Source organism: Streptomyces sp. NPDC005803, assembly GCF_040630435.1.
Lineage (GTDB): Bacteria > Actinomycetota > Actinomycetes > Streptomycetales > Streptomycetaceae > Streptomyces.
This window is the reverse complement of sequence record NZ_JBEXXO010000006.1, coordinates 124,488-140,119: the sequence shown is the minus strand read 5'-3', so window position 1 is coordinate 140,119 and position 15,632 is coordinate 124,488. Positions and strand designations below refer to the sequence as shown.

General features: G+C 71.3%; 14 protein-coding genes. 10 read left to right on the top strand and 4 right to left on the bottom strand.

Going from position 1 to position 15,632, the window contains the following annotated elements:
* Positions 1-23 precede the first annotated feature (23 nt).
* The 3 genes from ABZ454_RS11220 (at position 24) to ABZ454_RS11210 (ending at position 1,179) form a co-directional block, all read left to right on the top strand.
* Entirely contained in the window at positions 24-281 is a 258-nt protein-coding gene (locus tag ABZ454_RS11220) for an acyl carrier protein (RefSeq protein WP_356319840.1), read from the top strand.
* A 1-nt stretch (position 282) separates the two neighbouring features.
* Complete coding sequence (locus tag ABZ454_RS11215; RefSeq protein WP_356319841.1) at positions 283-762, top strand: SRPBCC family protein; 480 nt, start codon at positions 283-285, stop codon at positions 760-762.
* A gap of 84 nt (positions 763-846) precedes the next feature.
* Positions 847-1,179 carry a TcmI family type II polyketide cyclase gene (locus ABZ454_RS11210; RefSeq protein WP_356319842.1) on the top strand — a complete coding sequence of 111 codons (333 nt, stop codon included), beginning with the start codon at positions 847-849 and terminating at the stop codon, positions 1,177-1,179.
* Between the two features lie 65 nt (positions 1,180-1,244).
* Here ABZ454_RS11210 and ABZ454_RS11205 read toward each other — a convergent pair whose 3' ends face one another.
* The 3 genes from ABZ454_RS11205 to ABZ454_RS11195 form a co-directional block, all read right to left on the bottom strand.
* Positions 1,245-2,306: a methyltransferase gene (locus tag ABZ454_RS11205; RefSeq protein ID WP_359537304.1), complete on the bottom strand. Its 1,062-nt coding sequence runs from the start codon at positions 2,304-2,306 to the stop codon at positions 1,245-1,247.
* 35 nt (positions 2,307-2,341) lie between these two features.
* The gene (locus tag ABZ454_RS11200) at positions 2,342-3,415 is read right to left on the bottom strand and encodes a right-handed parallel beta-helix repeat-containing protein (RefSeq protein WP_359537302.1); all 1,074 of its coding nucleotides are present in this window, start codon (positions 3,413-3,415) and stop codon (positions 2,342-2,344) included.
* A 157-nt stretch (positions 3,416-3,572) separates the two neighbouring features.
* Entirely contained in the window at positions 3,573-5,201 is a 1,629-nt protein-coding gene (locus tag ABZ454_RS11195; protein WP_359537301.1) for an acyl-CoA synthetase, read from the bottom strand.
* A gap of 166 nt (positions 5,202-5,367) precedes the next feature.
* Here ABZ454_RS11195 and ABZ454_RS11190 point away from each other — a divergent pair, with 166 nt between their 5' ends.
* The 7 genes from ABZ454_RS11190 (at position 5,368) to ABZ454_RS11160 (ending at position 13,188) form a co-directional block, all read left to right on the top strand.
* The gene (locus ABZ454_RS11190; RefSeq protein ID WP_356319846.1) at positions 5,368-6,168 is read left to right on the top strand and encodes a crotonase/enoyl-CoA hydratase family protein; all 801 of its coding nucleotides are present in this window, start codon (positions 5,368-5,370) and stop codon (positions 6,166-6,168) included.
* 15 nt (positions 6,169-6,183) lie between these two features.
* On the top strand, positions 6,184-7,125 hold the full coding sequence (locus tag ABZ454_RS11185; protein ID WP_356319847.1) for an OB-fold domain-containing protein: 942 nt from the start codon (positions 6,184-6,186) through the stop codon (positions 7,123-7,125).
* Positions 7,126-8,178 (top strand): thiolase domain-containing protein, encoded by a 1,053-nt coding sequence (locus ABZ454_RS11180; RefSeq protein ID WP_359537299.1) that lies wholly within the window; start codon positions 7,126-7,128, stop codon positions 8,176-8,178.
* Positions 8,171-9,337, top strand: coding sequence for a thiolase domain-containing protein (locus ABZ454_RS11175; RefSeq protein WP_359537297.1), 1,167 nt, complete (start codon positions 8,171-8,173; stop codon positions 9,335-9,337). The genes ABZ454_RS11180 and ABZ454_RS11175 overlap by 8 nt, the downstream gene beginning before the upstream one ends.
* A gap of 283 nt (positions 9,338-9,620) precedes the next feature.
* On the top strand, positions 9,621-10,028 hold the full coding sequence (locus ABZ454_RS11170) for an ACT domain-containing protein (RefSeq protein WP_356319850.1): 408 nt from the start codon (positions 9,621-9,623) through the stop codon (positions 10,026-10,028).
* 131 nt (positions 10,029-10,159) lie between these two features.
* Positions 10,160-10,660, top strand: a complete 501-nt coding sequence (locus ABZ454_RS11165; RefSeq protein ID WP_018550733.1) for a hypothetical protein — start codon at positions 10,160-10,162, stop codon at positions 10,658-10,660.
* A 239-nt stretch (positions 10,661-10,899) separates the two neighbouring features.
* The gene (locus ABZ454_RS11160) at positions 10,900-13,188 is read left to right on the top strand and encodes a glycoside hydrolase family 95 protein (RefSeq protein ID WP_359537295.1); all 2,289 of its coding nucleotides are present in this window, start codon (positions 10,900-10,902) and stop codon (positions 13,186-13,188) included.
* Here the strand turns inward: ABZ454_RS11160 and ABZ454_RS11155 are convergent.
* Positions 13,164-15,377, bottom strand: a complete 2,214-nt coding sequence (locus ABZ454_RS11155; RefSeq protein ID WP_359537293.1) for a germacradienol/geosmin synthase — start codon at positions 15,375-15,377, stop codon at positions 13,164-13,166. The two genes, ABZ454_RS11160 and ABZ454_RS11155, sit on opposite strands and share 25 nt — an antisense overlap.
* Positions 15,378-15,632: the final 255 nt, after the last annotated feature.

Here is a 15,632-nt window from a genome sequence, read left to right as displayed (position 1 = left end):
CTCGTGAGAAGGAGAAGACCCTCATGTCCGATCGACTGACGTACGAAGAGCTGGCCGCCCTGATGAAGAAGGGCGCCGGCCTGACCGTCGACCCCCGGGAGATGGAGAACCGGTCGGATACCGCCTTCGACCAGTTCGGCCTCGACTCGCTGGGCCTCCTCGGCATCGTCGGCGTACTGGAGAACCGGCACGGACGCCCGCTGCCGGCCGACGCCGACCGGTGCAAGACGCCCCGCGAGTTCCTCGACCTCGTCAACAACAGCCTCATGACAGGAGCCTGAAGTGTCCGGACACACCGAGAACGAGATCGTCATCGCCGCACCCCTGGACCTCGTCTGGGACATGACGAACGACCTGGAGAACTGGCCCCGGCTGTTCAGCGAGTACGCCTCGGTCGAGGTCATCGAGCGTGACGGAGAGCGGACCACCTTCCGTCTGACCATGCACCCCGACGAGAACGACAAGGTGTGGAGCTGGGTCTCCGAGCGGACCACGGACCGCCCCGGACGCACCGTCCGGGCCCGCCGCGTCGAGCCCGGCCCGTTCCAGCACATGGACATCCGGTGGGAGTACTCCGAGGCCCCCGGCGGCACCCGCATGCGGTGGACGCAGGACTTCGCGATGCGTCCCGACGCCCCGGTCGACGACGCGTGGATGACCGACAACATCAACCGCAACTCGCGCGTCCAGATGGAACTCATCCGGGACAAGATCGAGCAGCGCGACCGCGAGCGCCGCACGGCCGCCGTCCCGGCCAACTGACCCACCGTCCGCCGACCGTCGTCCTGGTCGCCCGGCCCTCCGACGGGCCGGGCACCGGGACGGGTATCAGAAAGGCACCACCCGATGCACCACGCTCTGATCGTCGCCCGGATGGCGCCGGAATCGGCGCCGGACATCGCCGAGCTGTTCGCCGCCTCCGACAGCACCGAGCTGCCGCACCTGGTGGGTGTCACCCGGCGCAAGCTCTTCCAGTTCGGCGACGTCTACCTGCACATGATCGAGTCCGAGCGCCCGCCGGGCCCGGAGATCGCCAAGGTGACGGGGCATCCGGCGTTCAAGGACATCAGCGACCGGCTCACCGCCTTCGTCAGCCCCTACGACCCGCAGACCTGGCGGGGGCCGAAGGACGCGATGGCGCAGCAGTTCTACTGCTGGGAGCGCGACTCCACCGCCTGACGGCACGACAGGGCCCCGGGACCGAGCCGTGAGGCGGTCCCGGGGCCTCGCCATGTGAGGAAGCGTCAGCCGGGGATCACGCACTCGAACGCGTGGAGGTACGGGTTGACCGGCCGGATCTCCCCGATCTTCAGTCCGGCGTCCGTCAGCCGGTCGACCAGGCTCTGCCGGGTGTGCTTGGCACCCCCGACGTTCAGGAGCAGCAACAGGTCCATGGCGGTCGTGAACCGCATCGACGGGGTGTCGTCGACCAGGTTCTCGATGACGACGACCCGTGCCCCGGGACGGGCCGCCGTGACGACGGCGCGCAGCGCCCGGCGGGTGCTGTCGTCGTCCCACTCCAGGATGTTCTTGATGATGTAGAGGTCGGCCGCGACCGGAATGCCCTCACGGCAGTCTCCGGCCACGATGCTCGCCCGGCCGGCCAGCGGACCGCCGTCCCGCAGCCGCTCGTCGGCCCGCGCCACCACACCCGGCAGGTCCATCAGCGTGCCGCTGACCGTCGGGTGCTTCTCCAGCAGGCTCGCCAGTACGTGCCCCTGGCCGCCGCCGATGTCGGCGATCTCGGACACCCCGGTCAGGTCGAGCAGGGCGGCCACGTCCAGCGCGGACTGCATGCTGGACGTGGTCATGGCCCGGTTGAACACCTGGGCCGACTCGTGGGCGTCCTGGTGGAGGTAGTCGAAGAACTCCTTGCCGAACACGTCCTCGAAGACGTTGCCGCCGGTGCGCACCGCGTCGTCCAGCCGGGGCCAGACCTCCCACGTCCAGGGTTCCGTGCACCACAGCGAGATGGAGCGCAGGCTGTGCGGGTCGTCCTCGCGCAGCAGGCGGGACATGTCGGTGTGGGCGAAGGCGCCGTCGGCGTTCTCGGTGAAGATGCCGTAGCAGGACAGGGCGCGCAGCAGCCGCTGCAGCGGTACGGGTTCGGCCTTCACCACCCGGGCGAGCTCGGCCGCGGTGGCCGGGGTCTCACCCAGCGCGTCCGCGACACCGAGCCGGGCGGCGGCGCGGACGGCCGCGGAGCGGGCCGCGCCGAACACGATCTCGCGCAGCCGCATGGCCGGCTGCGGAGTGGGAAGGGGCTGGACGGGAGTGGTGGTGGGGGTGGTGCTCACGGTGGTCATACCGTCTCGCTTCTCCTCGTGCGGGGGGACACCGGTCAGCACATCCCGGCCGGTGCGGAGGTGGTGCAGACATTGCCGGTGAAGCGGTTGCCCGTGCCGGTGTCCTGGTTGGCCAGGTCCGCCGGCCGGTTGCCCAGGACCGTGTTGTCGCGGATGGTGTTGTCGGTGTTCTTCGCCCCCACGAAGCTCTTGAACAGCACGACGCCGCCCGAGAGCGGGGTGGCGCCCACGTTGTCGCGGATCTCGTTGTTCCGCACCTCGGTGGACTCGGTGCCGGTGAGGACGATCCCGGAACCCTGGATCGCGGGCAGCCGCTCGGTGGCGGCGCAGAACTTGTTGTTGCCGGTGATCCGGTTGGACCGGATGGTCATGGCGCCGGCCTGCGGCTTGCCTTCGTCGCCCACGACGAACACCCCGCTGCAGTTGGCGGTGAAGGTGTTGCGGTTCACCGTCAGGTTCCGCACGCGCCGTGCGGTGAACCCGATCCGGTTGTCGGTCAGGGTGTTGCCCCGGACCCGGGTGCCGCCGGTGTCGATGGCGCCGCCCTCCTCGTCGACGCTGTTGGCGACGAAGATGCCCGCGTCCCCGTTGGAGCTCGCGGTGTTGTGCAGGATGTCGGAGCGGGTGGACCGCTGCTGCGCGATGCCCCAGACCCCGTTGGACCGGGACGTCACCGAGCGGACCTCCAGCCCGTCCGTCCAGGACGCCCAGACACCGCTCTTGGTGAAGCCGGACACGGTCAGGGAGCTGATGGACACGTCGTCCACGGTGCCCTGGGCCGTGCCCAGCACGCAGATCCCGTTGCCGGCCTTCGCGCAGGCGTTGTCCGTCCGGCTCCCGCTCGCACCGGGCTCGATGACGGTGCGTTCCCCGGCACCGCGCAGAGTCAGTCCGGGCGTCGTGATCAGCACGCTCTCCCGGTAGGTGCCGGGCCGGACGAAGATGGTGTCACCGGGCCGCGCGGCGTCCACCGCTGCCTGGATCGACTGGCCCGGACGCACCACATGGCCGCCGTCGGCGGCGGCCGGGACGGTCGGAGCGACGACGCCGAGTCCGGCAGCCGAGGCGGCTGCGATGCCCACGAGATATTTGCTGTGTCGTTTCCTCATGAGCCGAAGTTATGGGCGATCACCCCGCGAAGCCACGCAGGGTACCCGGATGGACACGGGGCGTGCCCGAATGGCTTACGCCGCCGCCCCGGCCCCGCGTCCGTCGTGCACGCGGGGCCGCGCACTCGGGTGAATCGCGCGCGGGGTGCGAGGCCGGTCAGTCGGTGGCCGGCCGGGCGGGCGCGACGACGGAGCGGGCCCACCGGTAGTCGGCCTTGCCGCTGGGGGAGCGCTGGATCTGCGGGGCGAAGACCAGGTGGCGGGGGATCTTGTAGCCGGCCAGCCGGGTGCGGCAGTGCGCCTGGACGTCGTCGAGCGAGGGGGCGTCGGCGCCCTCGCGCAGCTGCACCACGGCGGCGACCCGGTTGCCCCAGCGCTCGTCGGGAGCGCCCGCGACCAGTGCGTCGTACACATCCGGGTGGGACTTGAGGGCCTGCTCGACCTCCTCCGGATACACCTTCTCGCCGCCGGTGTTGATGCACTGCGAGCCCCGGCCGAGCACCGTGACGATGCCCTCGGCGTCGACCGTCGCCATGTCGCCCAGCAGGACCCACCGCTCCTGGCCCTTGCGGAAGAACGTCCGGGCGGTCTTGTCCGGGTCGTTGTAGTAGCCGAGCGGTACGTGACCGCGCTGGGCGATCCGGCCGGGCTCGCCCGGGGCCACCGGCTCGTACGTCGCCGGGTCGACCACCGCCGTACGGGCGTTGACCCGGAGCCGGAAGCCCTTCTCCGGGCCGGAGTCGGCGGTCGCCGTGCCGTTGAAGCCGGACTCGGAGGAGCCGAAGTTGTTCAGCAGCATCACGTGGGGCACCAGCGCCTGGAACTCCGCCCGCACCGAATCCGACATGATCGCGCCCGAGCTGGAGACGGAGAACATCGACGAGCAGTCGGTGCCCTTCAGCGGTCCCTTCAACGCGTCGATCAGCGGCCGCAGCATCGCGTCGCCCACCAGCGACACGCTCGTGACCTTCTCCTTCTCGATGGTGCGCAGCACCTCGTGGGGCACGTACTTGCGGTGCACGACGACCCGCTGCCCGAAGTTGAAACCGATGAACGCGGTGAGCGTGGAGGTGCCGTGCATCAGCGGGGGAGTGGGGAAGAAGGTGATGCCCTCCCCGCCGGCCGCCACCCGCTCCGCCAGCTCCTGCGGGGTCTTCACCGGATCACCCGTCGGTGCGCCGCCGCCCAGACCGGAGAAGAAAAGGTCCTCCTGGCGCCACATCACCCCCTTGGGCATGCCCGTGGTGCCGCCCGTGTAGATGATGAACTGGTCGTCGCCCGAGCGGGGCGGGAAGCCGCGTCCCGGATCCCCGGCCGCCTCCGCCGCGGTGAACGCGACGGCGTCCGGCCCGGGTGCCCCGTCCGCCGGCAGGCCCACCCGCACGAGGTGGCGGAGCTTAGGCGCCCGCGGAGCGGCCGCGGCCACGCGCTCGTCGAACTCCGCGTCGAAGACCAGCGCCGCCAGATCGGCGTCACGGTAGAGGTAGACCAGCTCCTCCTCCACGTAGCGGTAGTTGACGTTGACCGGGACGATGCGCGCCTTCAGGCAGGCCAGCACGGTCTGGAGGTACTCGATGCCGTTGTAGAGGTGCAGCCCGAGGTGCTCGCCGGGGCCGATGCCCGCCTCGACGAGGTCGTGGGCGACGCGGTTGGCCGCGGCGTCGAGCTCCGCGTACGTGAGCCTGCGCTCGGCGCCTGTTCCGGGATGGTCGAGGTAGACGAGTGCCTCCCGGTCCGGGACAGCGTCGACGACCGATTCGAACAGGTCGGCAAGGTTGTACTCCACCGTTCCTCCTGACCCCGGTTGCTGAGTGGCCCGGCGGTCATTAGAGCGCCCACCGGCACAAGTGGGAAGGGGGCCCGGCGAAGAAATCTGACTCCCTGTCAGAAAACTATTGAACTGCCTCCCCGCTTACTGCAACCTGTTCTAGCCTTACGACGGGAGACAGACCATGGGCGGTACGGAACACCTCACCGTGCAGCGCGAAGGCGCCACACTGGTGCTCACCTTGAACAGGCCCGAGAGCAAGAACGCGCTCTCACTGCCGATGCTGGTAGGCCTCCACGACGGCTGGCTCGCCGCGGACGAGGACGAGGAGGTCCGCTCCGTCGTCCTCACCGGAGCCGGCGGCTGCTTCTGCGCCGGCATGGACCTCAAGGCCCTCGCGGGCGGCGGCATGGACGGCGAGCAGTACCGGGACCGGATGACGGCCGACCCCGATCTGCACTGGAAGGCCATGCTGCGCCACCACCGCCCCCGCAAGCCCGTCATCGCCGCCGTCGAGGGCCACTGCGTGGCCGGCGGAACCGAGATCCTGCAGGGCACCGACATCCGCATCGCCGGCGAGAGCGCCACCTTCGGCCTCTTCGAGGTCAGGCGCGGCCTCTTCCCCATCGGCGGTTCGACCGTACGGCTGCCGCGCCAGATCGCCCGCACCCACGCCCTGGAGATGCTGCTCACCGGCCGCCCGTACAGCGCCGAGGAAGCGGCCCGGATCGGCCTGATCGGCCGGGTCGTCCCCGACGGCACCGCACTGGAAGCGGCCCTCGCCGTCGCCGAACAGATCAACGCCTGCGGTCCGCTCGCCGTCGAGGAGGTCAAGGCCTCCGTCTACGAGACCGCGGAGATGACCGAGACCGACGGACTCGCCGCCGAACTCGAGCGCGGCCGGCCCGTCTTCGCCACCGCCGACGCCAAGGAGGGCGCCCGCGCCTTCGCCGAGAAGCGCCCGCCCGTCTACCGGCGGGCCTGACCAGAGGAGGCAACCGTGCCCGACGTCCTCAGCGCACCGCTGGTGGTCGAATTCCCCTTCACCCGCTCCCTCGGCCCGGTGCAGAGCGCCTTCCTCACCGGGCTGCGCGAACGCACCGTGCTCGGCGTGCGGACCGGCGACGGCAAGGTGATGGTCCCACCCGTCGAGTACGACCCCGTCACCGCCGAGGAGATCCGCGACCTGGTCGAGGTCGCCGCCACCGGAACAGTCACCACCTGGGCCTGGAACCCGCGGCCCCGCCGCGACCAGCCGCTGGCCACCCCCTTCGCCTGGGTGCTCGTCCGCCTCGACGGCGCCGACACCGCGCTCCTGCACGTCCTGGACGCGCCGGGGCCGGAGGCCGTCCGCACCGGCATGCGCGTCCGCGTCCGCTGGGCCGAAGCACGCACCGGCGCCATCACGGACATCGCCTGCTTCGAACCGTACGAAGGCGAACCCGGCGGATCCGCGCCGCACGACGGTGAGTTCGCGGACCCCGTCACCGGCATCGTCACGCCCGCACGCCTCGACTACACCTACTCACCGGGCCGCGCGCAGAGCGCCTACCTCGAAGCGCTCGCGAGCCGGCGCGTCGTAGGAGAGCGGTGCCCGTCCTGCCGCAAGGTGTACGTCCCACCCCGCGGCGCCTGTCCCACCTGCGGCGTCGCCACCGCCGAACAGGTGGAGGTCGGACCGCGCGGCACGGTCACCACCTTCTGCGTCGTCAACATCAAGGCGAAGAACCTCGACATCGAGGTGCCCTACGTCTACGCGCACATCGCCCTCGACGGGGCCGACCTCGCCCTGCACGCCCGCATCGGCGGCATCCCGTACGACCAGGTGCGGATGGGCCTGCGCGTCGAGCCCGTATGGACCGACGGCAGCCGCCACCCGGACCACTACCGGCCCACCGGCGAACCGGACGCCGACTACGACGCGTACAAGGAGCTGGTCTAGATGCGGGACGTGGCGATCGTCGCCTTCGCTCAGACCGACCACCTGCGGCGCACCGACGAACTCTCCGAAGTCGAGATGCTGATGCCCGTCCTGCACCAGGTCCTCGACGCGACCGGCCTGAGGACCAGCGACATCGGCTTCACCTGTTCCGGCTCCAGCGACTACCTCGCCGGCCGCGCCTTCTCCTTCACCATGGCGCTCGACGGGGTGGGGGCGCACCCGCCGATCTCCGAGTCCCACGTCGAGATGGACGGGGCCTGGGCCCTGTACGAGGCGTGGGTGAAGATCCAGACCGGCGAGGCGGACACCGCGCTCGTCTACGCGTACGGGAAGTCCTCGCCCGGGCAGGTGCGCGACGTCCTCACCCGGCAGCTCGACCCGTACTACGCCGCCCCGCTGTGGCCCGACTCCGTCGCGCTCGCCGCCCTCCAGGCGCAGGCGCTGATCGACGCGGGCGACACCGACGAGGCCGCGCTCGCGGCCATCGCCGCCCGCAGCCGAGCGGACGCGTCGGACAACCCGCACGCCCAGCTCAGCGGGACCGTCCCGAGCGGGGACTACCTCGTCCAGCCGTTGCGGACCGGCGACTGCCCGCCCGTCGGCGACGGCGCCGCCGCCGTCATCCTCGCCGCCGGGGACACCGCGCGGGCCCTGTGCGCCCGCCCCGCCTGGATCCGCGGCATCGACCACCGCATCGAGGCCCACAGCCTCGGGGTGCGCGAGCTGACCGAATCGCCCTCGACCCGGCTCGCCGCCGAACGGGCCGGGGTCTTCGAACGCCCCGTCGACACCGCCGAACTGCACGCCCCGTTCACCTCCCAGGAAGTCGTGCTGCGCAAAGCCCTCGGCCTCGGCGCCGAGGTCCGGATCAACCCGTCCGGCGGCGCGCCGGCCGCCCATCCGCTGATGGCCGCCGGGCTGATCCGCCTCGGCGAGGCCGCCGCCCGCATCCACCGCGGCGAGTCCGACCGGGCGCTCGCCCACGCCACGTCCGGTCCCTGCCTGCAGCAGAACCTGGTCGCCGTCCTCGAAGGGGAGAGTGCTCATGCCTAAGGAGCCCGTGGCCGTCGTCGGCGTCGGCCAGACCAAGCACGTCGCCGCCCGCCGCGACGTCTCCCTCGCCGGCCTCGTCCGCGAAGCCGCCGTGGCCGCCCTCCAGGACGCCGGGCTGACCTGGGCCGACATCGACGCCGTCGTGATCGGGAAGGCGCCCGACTTCTTCGAGGGGGTGATGATGCCGGAGCTCTATCTCGCCGACGCCCTCGGCGCGGTCGGCAAACCGATGCTCCGGGTCCACACCGCGGGCTCGGTCGGCGGCTCGACCGCACTCGTCGCCGCGAACCTCGTCGCCGCCCGCGTGCACCGGACCGTCCTGACCCTCGCCTTCGAGAAGCAGTCGGAGTCCAACGCGATGTGGGGCCTCTCGCTCCCCATTCCGTTCCAGCAGCCCCTGCTGGCCGGCGCGGGCGGCTTCTTCGCCCCCCACGTGCGCGCCTACATGCGCCGGACCGGGGCGCCCGACACCGTCGGCTCCCTCGTCGCGTACAAGGACCGGCGCAACGCGCTCAAGAACCCGTTCGCCCACATCCACGACCCGGACATCACCCTGGAGAAGGTCCAGGCCGCGCCCATGCTCTGGGACCCCATCCGCTACTCGGAGACCTGCCCCTCCTCCGACGGGGCCTGCGCGATGATCCTCACCGACCGCACGGGCGCCGGCCGTTCACCGCATCCGCCCGCCTGGGTCCACGGGGGCGCGATGCGCAGCGAACCCACCCTCTTCGCGGGCAAGGACTTCGTCTCGCCGCAGGCCGGGAAGGACTGCGCGGCCGATGTGTACCGGCAAGCGGGGATCAGCGACCCGCGCCGGGAGATCGACGCCGTCGAGATGTACGTGCCGTTCTCCTGGTACGAACCGATGTGGCTGGAGAACCTCGGCTTCGCCGACGAGGGCGAGGGATGGAAACTCACCGAGGCGGGAGTCACCGAACTCGACGGCGACCTGCCCGTGAACCCCTCGGGAGGCGTGCTCTCCACCAATCCCATCGGCGCATCCGGGATGATCCGCTTCGCCGAGGCCGCACTCCAGGTACGGGGACGGGCGGGCGAGCACCAGGTGGACGGCGCCCGGCGGGCGCTCGGCCACGCCTACGGCGGCGGGGCGCAGTTCTTCTCCATGTGGCTCGTCGGCGCCGAACCGCCCACGGGCTGAGCGCGAGTGCCCCGGACAGGCCGCACCGACCACGCCCCGCGGCCTGTCCGGGACCACTGCGACGCCGGGCGTCCCGGCAGCCCGCCGCTGGTCCTCACGCCGGCCAGGTGGCGCGCGCGTCGTGAACGCCCGGCACGGAGCGTTCGACCCCGCCCGACGGCCGTGGCCGGCCCACCGGCAGCCCTCCGCCCGCCCGGGCCGGGCCGGGGGACGGCGCGCCGGGCGACCGCGCGCCCGCCCTCCCTCACGAGCGGTCACGCACACGGCGGGTAGCGTGGGGGGTGTGACAGGTGAGAGTGATCTTCGCGTTCTGCTGAGCGAACTGCGTCCGCAGGCGCACCCGGGGCGGTACGTCTACGCCACCGCGCCCGACGGAGTCGTGCCCGACGGCGTGGCCCCTGTCGTCACCGTCCGTGAGGCCGAGGGGCTCACGCTGGTGCTCCCGGAGGCGGAGGCCGAGGCGGCAGGACTGCCCTCCGCCTACGCGGCCTGCTGGATCACCCTCCGCGTGCACTCCGCGCTCGAGGCGGTCGGGCTGACCGCCGCCGTCTCGCTCGCCCTGACCGACGCGGGGATCAGCTGCAACGTGGTGGCCGGATTCCACCACGATCACCTCTTCGTCCCGTACGACCGGGCCGACGAGGCCGTCGCCGTACTGGAGAAGCTCGCCGCCGAGTCGCGCGCCGGATGAGCCGGTGGCGGGGCGGCCGTCCGGTCCGGCCGGCCCCCCACCGCGGGCGCACCTCTCCGACGCGCCCCGCCCCGCCCCGGCCTCCACGGGCCCGGCTCGGCGAGGTGGGCCCGGACACGTAACATGTCTCCATGTCCTTCCTCCGCCGCCGTAGCGCCGCCACCCCCGCGGGCCCCGACTTCGACGTCCTGGCCATGGACCCGGGCGACTGGCCCGGAAACCTCGGCGCCGGTCTGCTGCCCGCCCCCGACGGCAGCTGTCAGGGCGTGTTCCTGCGCTACGACCTGTTCGGCGGCCGCGGCCCGGCGATGATCATCGGCAACCTCCCGGAGGGCTCGCCCGCCCGCGAGACGGAGGAGGGCCAGGTCCCCTTCGAGGTGGCCCAGCTGCTGCTCGCGCTGGAGAACGACGAGCCGGTCGAGGTCACCGGCACCGAGGACATGCCCGTGATGCAGGGCGACAACCTGCTGATCGTCCGGCGGGTGAAGCTCTCCGAGAGCCGCATCTCCTGCGTCCAGTTCGACCGCAGCGACGGCGTGCTCGTCACCATCGCCAGCTGGGACCGTCCGATCACCGACGACCTGTACACGCTTCTGAAGCCGCTCCCCGCCGAACTCTTCCAGCAGGGCTGAGCCGGCCCGGGCGGCCGCACGGCGCCCGGAGCCGGTGGACTGATTTCCGTCCAAGTACCCGCGGCCTCCGTCCAAGAGGCCGCATTGTCATGCGTCTTGTCCAGGCAGTCATCGGACCTCTAGCGTCATCCGGCATGACATCCGGGATGACGCGACGTACCACTGTGAAGACAGCGATCGGCGTAACGGGCGCTTTGGCGCTGGGGGTTCCCGCTCTCTCCGGCACGGCAGCCGCCGCCATGACCTCCGATGAATCGGGGGCCGGGAAGCGGAAGGCGGAGCTGCCGGACCCCGTACTCCACTACCGTGCGCCGGCCGCCGACTGGGAGCGCGAGTCCCTGCCGATCGGCAGCGGGGCTCTGGGGGCGAGCGTCCATGGAACGCTCGCCTCCGAACTCCTCACCCTCAACGAGAAGACCCTCTGGACCGGCGGCCCCGGCTCCGCCCAGGGATACGACTTCGGCAACTGGACCGCCCCCAGACCCGGCGCCCTGGCAGCGGTGCAGGAGCGCCTCGACAGCGAGGACGCCCTCGGTCCCGGGGCCGTGGCCGCCGAACTCGGGCAGCCGCGCCGCGGCTACGGCGCCTACCAGGTCCTCGGGGAACTGCACCTCGACGTGCCGGGCGCACCGGCCGCGCCCGATGCCTCCTACCGGCGCGGCCTGGACCTGCGCACCGCACTGGCCTTCGTGACCTACACCCATGAAGGGGTCTCCCACACCAGGGAGTTCTTCGCCTCCCACCCGGGCTCCGTCATCGCCGGACGCCTGACGGCGGACCGCCCGGGGCAGGTGGCCTTCACCCTGCGGTACACCTCGCCGCGCGACGACTTCACCGCCGCCGCCACCGGAGACCGGCTCACCGTGCGCGGCGTGCTCAAGGACAACGGTCTGCGTTTCGAGGCCCAGATCCGCGTCCGCGCCACCGGCGGCCAGGTCATCGCCGGGGCGGACGGCAGCCTCACCGTCACGGGCGCCGACAGCGCCTGGTTCTTCCTGGCCGCGGGAACGGACTACGCGGACGCCTACCCCGCGTACCGGGGCGAGGACCCGCACCGGGCGGTCACGTCCGCGGTCGACACCGCGGCGGCCGCCTCGTACGAAAGCGTCCGCCGCGCCCATGTCGACGACCACCGCGGCCTCTTCGACCGGGTCGCCCTCGACATCGGCCAGCAACTTCCCGACGTTCCCACCGACCAGTTGCTGAGCGCCTACACCGGCGGCGCGAGCGCCGCGGACCGGGCCCTGGAAGCGCTCTTCTTCCAGTACGGCCGCTACCTGCTGATCGCCTCCTCGCGGGCCGGCTCGCTCCCCGCCAACCTCCAGGGCGTCTGGAACAACTCGACCAACCCGCCCTGGTCCGCCGACTACCACGGCAACATCAACCTCCAGATGAACTACTGGCTCGCCGAGGTCACCAACCTCGCCGAGACCACCGCCCCCTACGACCGCTTCATCGAGTCGATGCGAGAGCCCGGCCGCAGGACGGCGCGGGAGATGTTCGGGACCGCGGGCTGGGTCGTGCACAACGAGACCAACCCGTACGGCTTCACCGGGGTCCACGACTGGTCCACCGCCTTCTGGTTCCCCGAGGCCGCCGCCTGGCTCACCCAGCAGATGTACGAGCACTACCGGTTCGGCGGTTCCACCGGCTACCTGCGCTCCACCGCCTATCCGGCGATGAAGGAGGCCGCCGAATTCTGGCTCGCCAACCTGCGCACCGACCCGCGCGACGGGCTCCTCGTCGTCACCCCGAGCTACTCGCCGGAACACGGGGACTTCACCGCCGGGGCCGCGATGTCCCAGCAGATCGTCCACGACCTCCTCACCAACACCCTGGAGGCGGCCCGCACCCTCGGTGACGCACCGGCTTTCCGCAGCCGCCTCCGGACGGCCCTCGACCGCCTCGATCCCGGCCTGCGCACCGGGTCCTGGGGGCAGCTCCAGGAGTGGAAGACCGACCGGGACGACCCGGCCGACACCCACCGCCACGTCTCCCACCTCTTCGCCCTCCACCCCGGCCGGCAGATCACGCCGGGGAGTGTCTGGGCCGACGCCGCCGAGGTCTCCCTGCGTGCCCGCGGGGACGGAGGCACCGGCTGGTCCAAGGCCTGGAAGATCAACTTCTGGGCGCGGCTGCGTGACGGCAGCCACGCGCACAAGATGCTCACGGAGCAACTGAAGGGTTCCACCCTGCCCAACCTCTGGGACACCCACCCGCCGTTCCAGATCGACGGGAACTTCGGCGCCGCCTCGGGCATCGCGGAGATGCTGCTGCAGAGCCAGCACGGCGCCGTCGAGATCCTTCCCGCCCTCCCCGCCGCCTGGCCGGACGGATCCGTGCGCGGACTGCGCGCACGCGGAGGATTCACCGTCGACATCGAATGGGCCGCGGGGCAGGCCCGCCGCGTGGTGATCACGGCGGGCCGCACCCGCGAACTGACCGTACGCAGCACGCTGTTCACGAGCGGCGAGAAGGTCATCAGGGCCCGCGCGGGACGGCGCTACACGCTGACCCCCGAGAGCTGAGCGAACAGCGAGGTCACCTGCGCCGCAGAGGTGCCGAGCCCCGTGGGACCGCTCAGGTGCCACGGGGCCCCGGTGCCCCGCCGCAGGTCCTCCTCGCGGTAGCGCCTGCATCCCCGGTGCCAGATCAGGATGCCCGCGAGCCAGTGCTTCAGTTCCAGCACATACCCGGCGAGGGTCTCCCGGGCCTCGGCGTCCAGAGCGAAGTCGTCGTACAGCACCGGAAGTTCGTGCTCGGCGACATGGAGGAACTGGCGCAGCCGCGACTTCATCAGGTCGTACAGGATCGCCATCCCGGTCGGATAGTCCACCCCGAAGAAGTTCTGGACCACCAGGACACCGTTGTGCACCTCACCCTCGTACTCGACCTCCTTCTGGTACGAGAACAGGTCGTTGAGCAGCGCGGCGTAGTCGGCGGCCGCGTTCTCCAGTGAGCGCAGCGGGCCGCTCTCGTAGATCTCCTGCGGCACCTTCCTGCCGTGGCCGAGCCGGCACAGACTCATCGTCAGGTCCGAGCCGAACGTCATGCGCCGCATCTCGACGTAGTCCACCGGGTCGGGAATCCGGTTCTGGGCCTGGTTCGCAAGCTCCCACAGCCAGCTCGCCGTCATGTCCTCGACGGCCTTGCGGAACGCCCGCCTGGCGCCGTCGTCCATCGGCGCCGAGGTGCACTCCCAGAGATCGCCCAGCCCGCGCTCCAGCGCGTTGACCGGCTCCGGCATCGCGCTCCCGTCCAGCGGCATGAACAGCGACAGCCGCTCATTGGCCAGCCGCGCGCCCGCCAGATCGCGGGTCCGCCCGTGCACCACCGGGAACCAGTCGTCCCCGTACGTCCCCCACGCCAGCCACCGCGAGGACAGGTCCAGCCCGTCCGGGGTGGCGTCCGGATGGATACCGGCCGCGCACAGCGGCAGGTCGATCGCCCGCAGCCGCTCCTCGTCCCAGATGTGCGAGCCCAAAACCCCCGGCTGCGCCTGAAGAATGCCCATCCGGTCCGCCCAGTCGACCAGCCGCTCCCGGGCGCCGTCGAGATGAGGGCTGAGCGTCGTGCCGAACGGCAGGTCGAAGTCGGGCAACAGGGACGGGCCGACGTGCTGGAACGGCACATGGGTGTGGGCGCGCAGCCGGGCGGACTCCGAGCGGGGAGTGAACCGGATCGACGCGGCAGCCATACCGAAACCCGGCGCGGCCCGCGCGGCCCCGCCGTCGTTCATGTAGCGGCTGGAGCGCATGTGCCACTCATGGCCGCCGGACTGCCAGTCCTGCAGCCCCTTGACGTACGACAGCACCGCCGCCGTCTGCGCCGGGTCAAGGCCCTTTCCCGCGCAGAGCGGGCCCAGCTCGGTCAGCGCGGTGTTCTCGAACTGCTGGAGCCGGGACGTCAGCAGATCGTTCACCGCCTCGGCCGCCTCCTGCGTCGAGCAGCCGAGGAAGTGCTCGAGCACCAGGACGCCGTTGCTGTTCTCGCCCTCGTCCTCGACCTCCCGCTGGTACGAGAACAGGTCGTTGCGCAGATGGACGCCGTCGGAGAACGCGTCGCGCAGCACCCGCAACGCCCTTTCTCCGGCCACCGCTTCGGGTACCTCGGCGCCCGCCGCGTACTCCACCAGACCGGCCGACCAGGGAGCGCCGCCCACCTTGCGGCGCATCTCGATGTACTCCACGGGGTTCGCGATGCGGCCCTCGTTGATGTTGGCGAGCTCCCACAGTGACTCGTTCAGCAGGTTCTTCGTCGCCTCGGCGAACCGCACCCGCCACGCGTCGGACATACCGGGAACCGTTCGCGCCCACAGATCCGCGAGCCCCGCCTCGACCGGGTTGGCCGGCTCCGGCGTCGGCGCTCCCCGCTCCATCGGCATGAACGCGGGCAGCCGGTCCAGGTACCGCTTTCCGCCCTCGCGGTCCGGTGTGCGCTTGAACAGCTCCAGGAAGTGGTCGTCGAAGAAGAAGACCCACACGTACCAGTCGGTCACCAGCGACAGTGCTTCGGCCGAGCAGTCGGGATGGGTGTAGGCGCACAGCAGCGCGTAGTCGTGGGAGTCCAGATCCTTCTCCTCCCAGATGCCGGATCCCTCCAGCATCCCTATGGCCCGCGCCCACGTCTTCGTGTGCTGTCGCGCCTCCTCCACGTGCGGGTTGAGGCGCGCCGGATACGGAACATAGAAGTCAGGAAGGGTGAAGGGCTGTGCCATGTGCGTCCGGCCTTTCGGTGGGGCTGCGCGTGAGCGTCACGCGGTGCGGTCGTGTCCGCGCGAGCACTACCCTTCGGCCGTTCGAGGCACGCACGGCCGCCATTAGTCACACAAGAAGTGCGCTCGTTCGGGGGACGGCACGCGGCCGCGCGGGCCGGTCCGCATCTGCGTAAAACTCAGGTAACGCGGCACCGCCAGAAAGCCGTTGCGGCTTTCCGTCCGCAGGTCAGAGCACCTGCCAGTGGTCTGGTCCAC

Bases quoted from the DNA above. Each gene is read 5' to 3' on its own strand.
- ABZ454_RS11220 (WP_356319840.1), top strand. From the start codon at position 24: ATGTCCGATCGACTGACGTACGAAGAGCTGGCCGCCCTGATGAAGAAG.
- ABZ454_RS11205 (WP_359537304.1), bottom strand. From the start codon at position 2,306: ATGACCACCGTGAGCACCACCCCCACCACCACTCCCGTCCAGCCCCTT.
- ABZ454_RS11190 (WP_356319846.1), top strand. From the start codon at position 5,368: ATGGGCGGTACGGAACACCTCACCGTGCAGCGCGAAGGCGCCACACTG.
- ABZ454_RS11165 (WP_018550733.1), top strand. From the start codon at position 10,160: ATGTCCTTCCTCCGCCGCCGTAGCGCCGCCACCCCCGCGGGCCCCGAC.
- ABZ454_RS11160 (WP_359537295.1), top strand. From the start codon at position 10,900: ATGACCTCCGATGAATCGGGGGCCGGGAAGCGGAAGGCGGAGCTGCCG.
- ABZ454_RS11155 (WP_359537293.1), bottom strand. From the start codon at position 15,377: ATGGCACAGCCCTTCACCCTTCCTGACTTCTATGTTCCGTATCCGGCG.
- ABZ454_RS11175 (WP_359537297.1), top strand. From the start codon at position 8,171: ATGCCTAAGGAGCCCGTGGCCGTCGTCGGCGTCGGCCAGACCAAGCAC.
- ABZ454_RS11200 (WP_359537302.1), bottom strand. From the start codon at position 3,415: ATGAGGAAACGACACAGCAAATATCTCGTGGGCATCGCAGCCGCCTCG.
- ABZ454_RS11180 (WP_359537299.1), top strand. From the start codon at position 7,126: ATGCGGGACGTGGCGATCGTCGCCTTCGCTCAGACCGACCACCTGCGG.
- ABZ454_RS11210 (WP_356319842.1), top strand. From the start codon at position 847: ATGCACCACGCTCTGATCGTCGCCCGGATGGCGCCGGAATCGGCGCCG.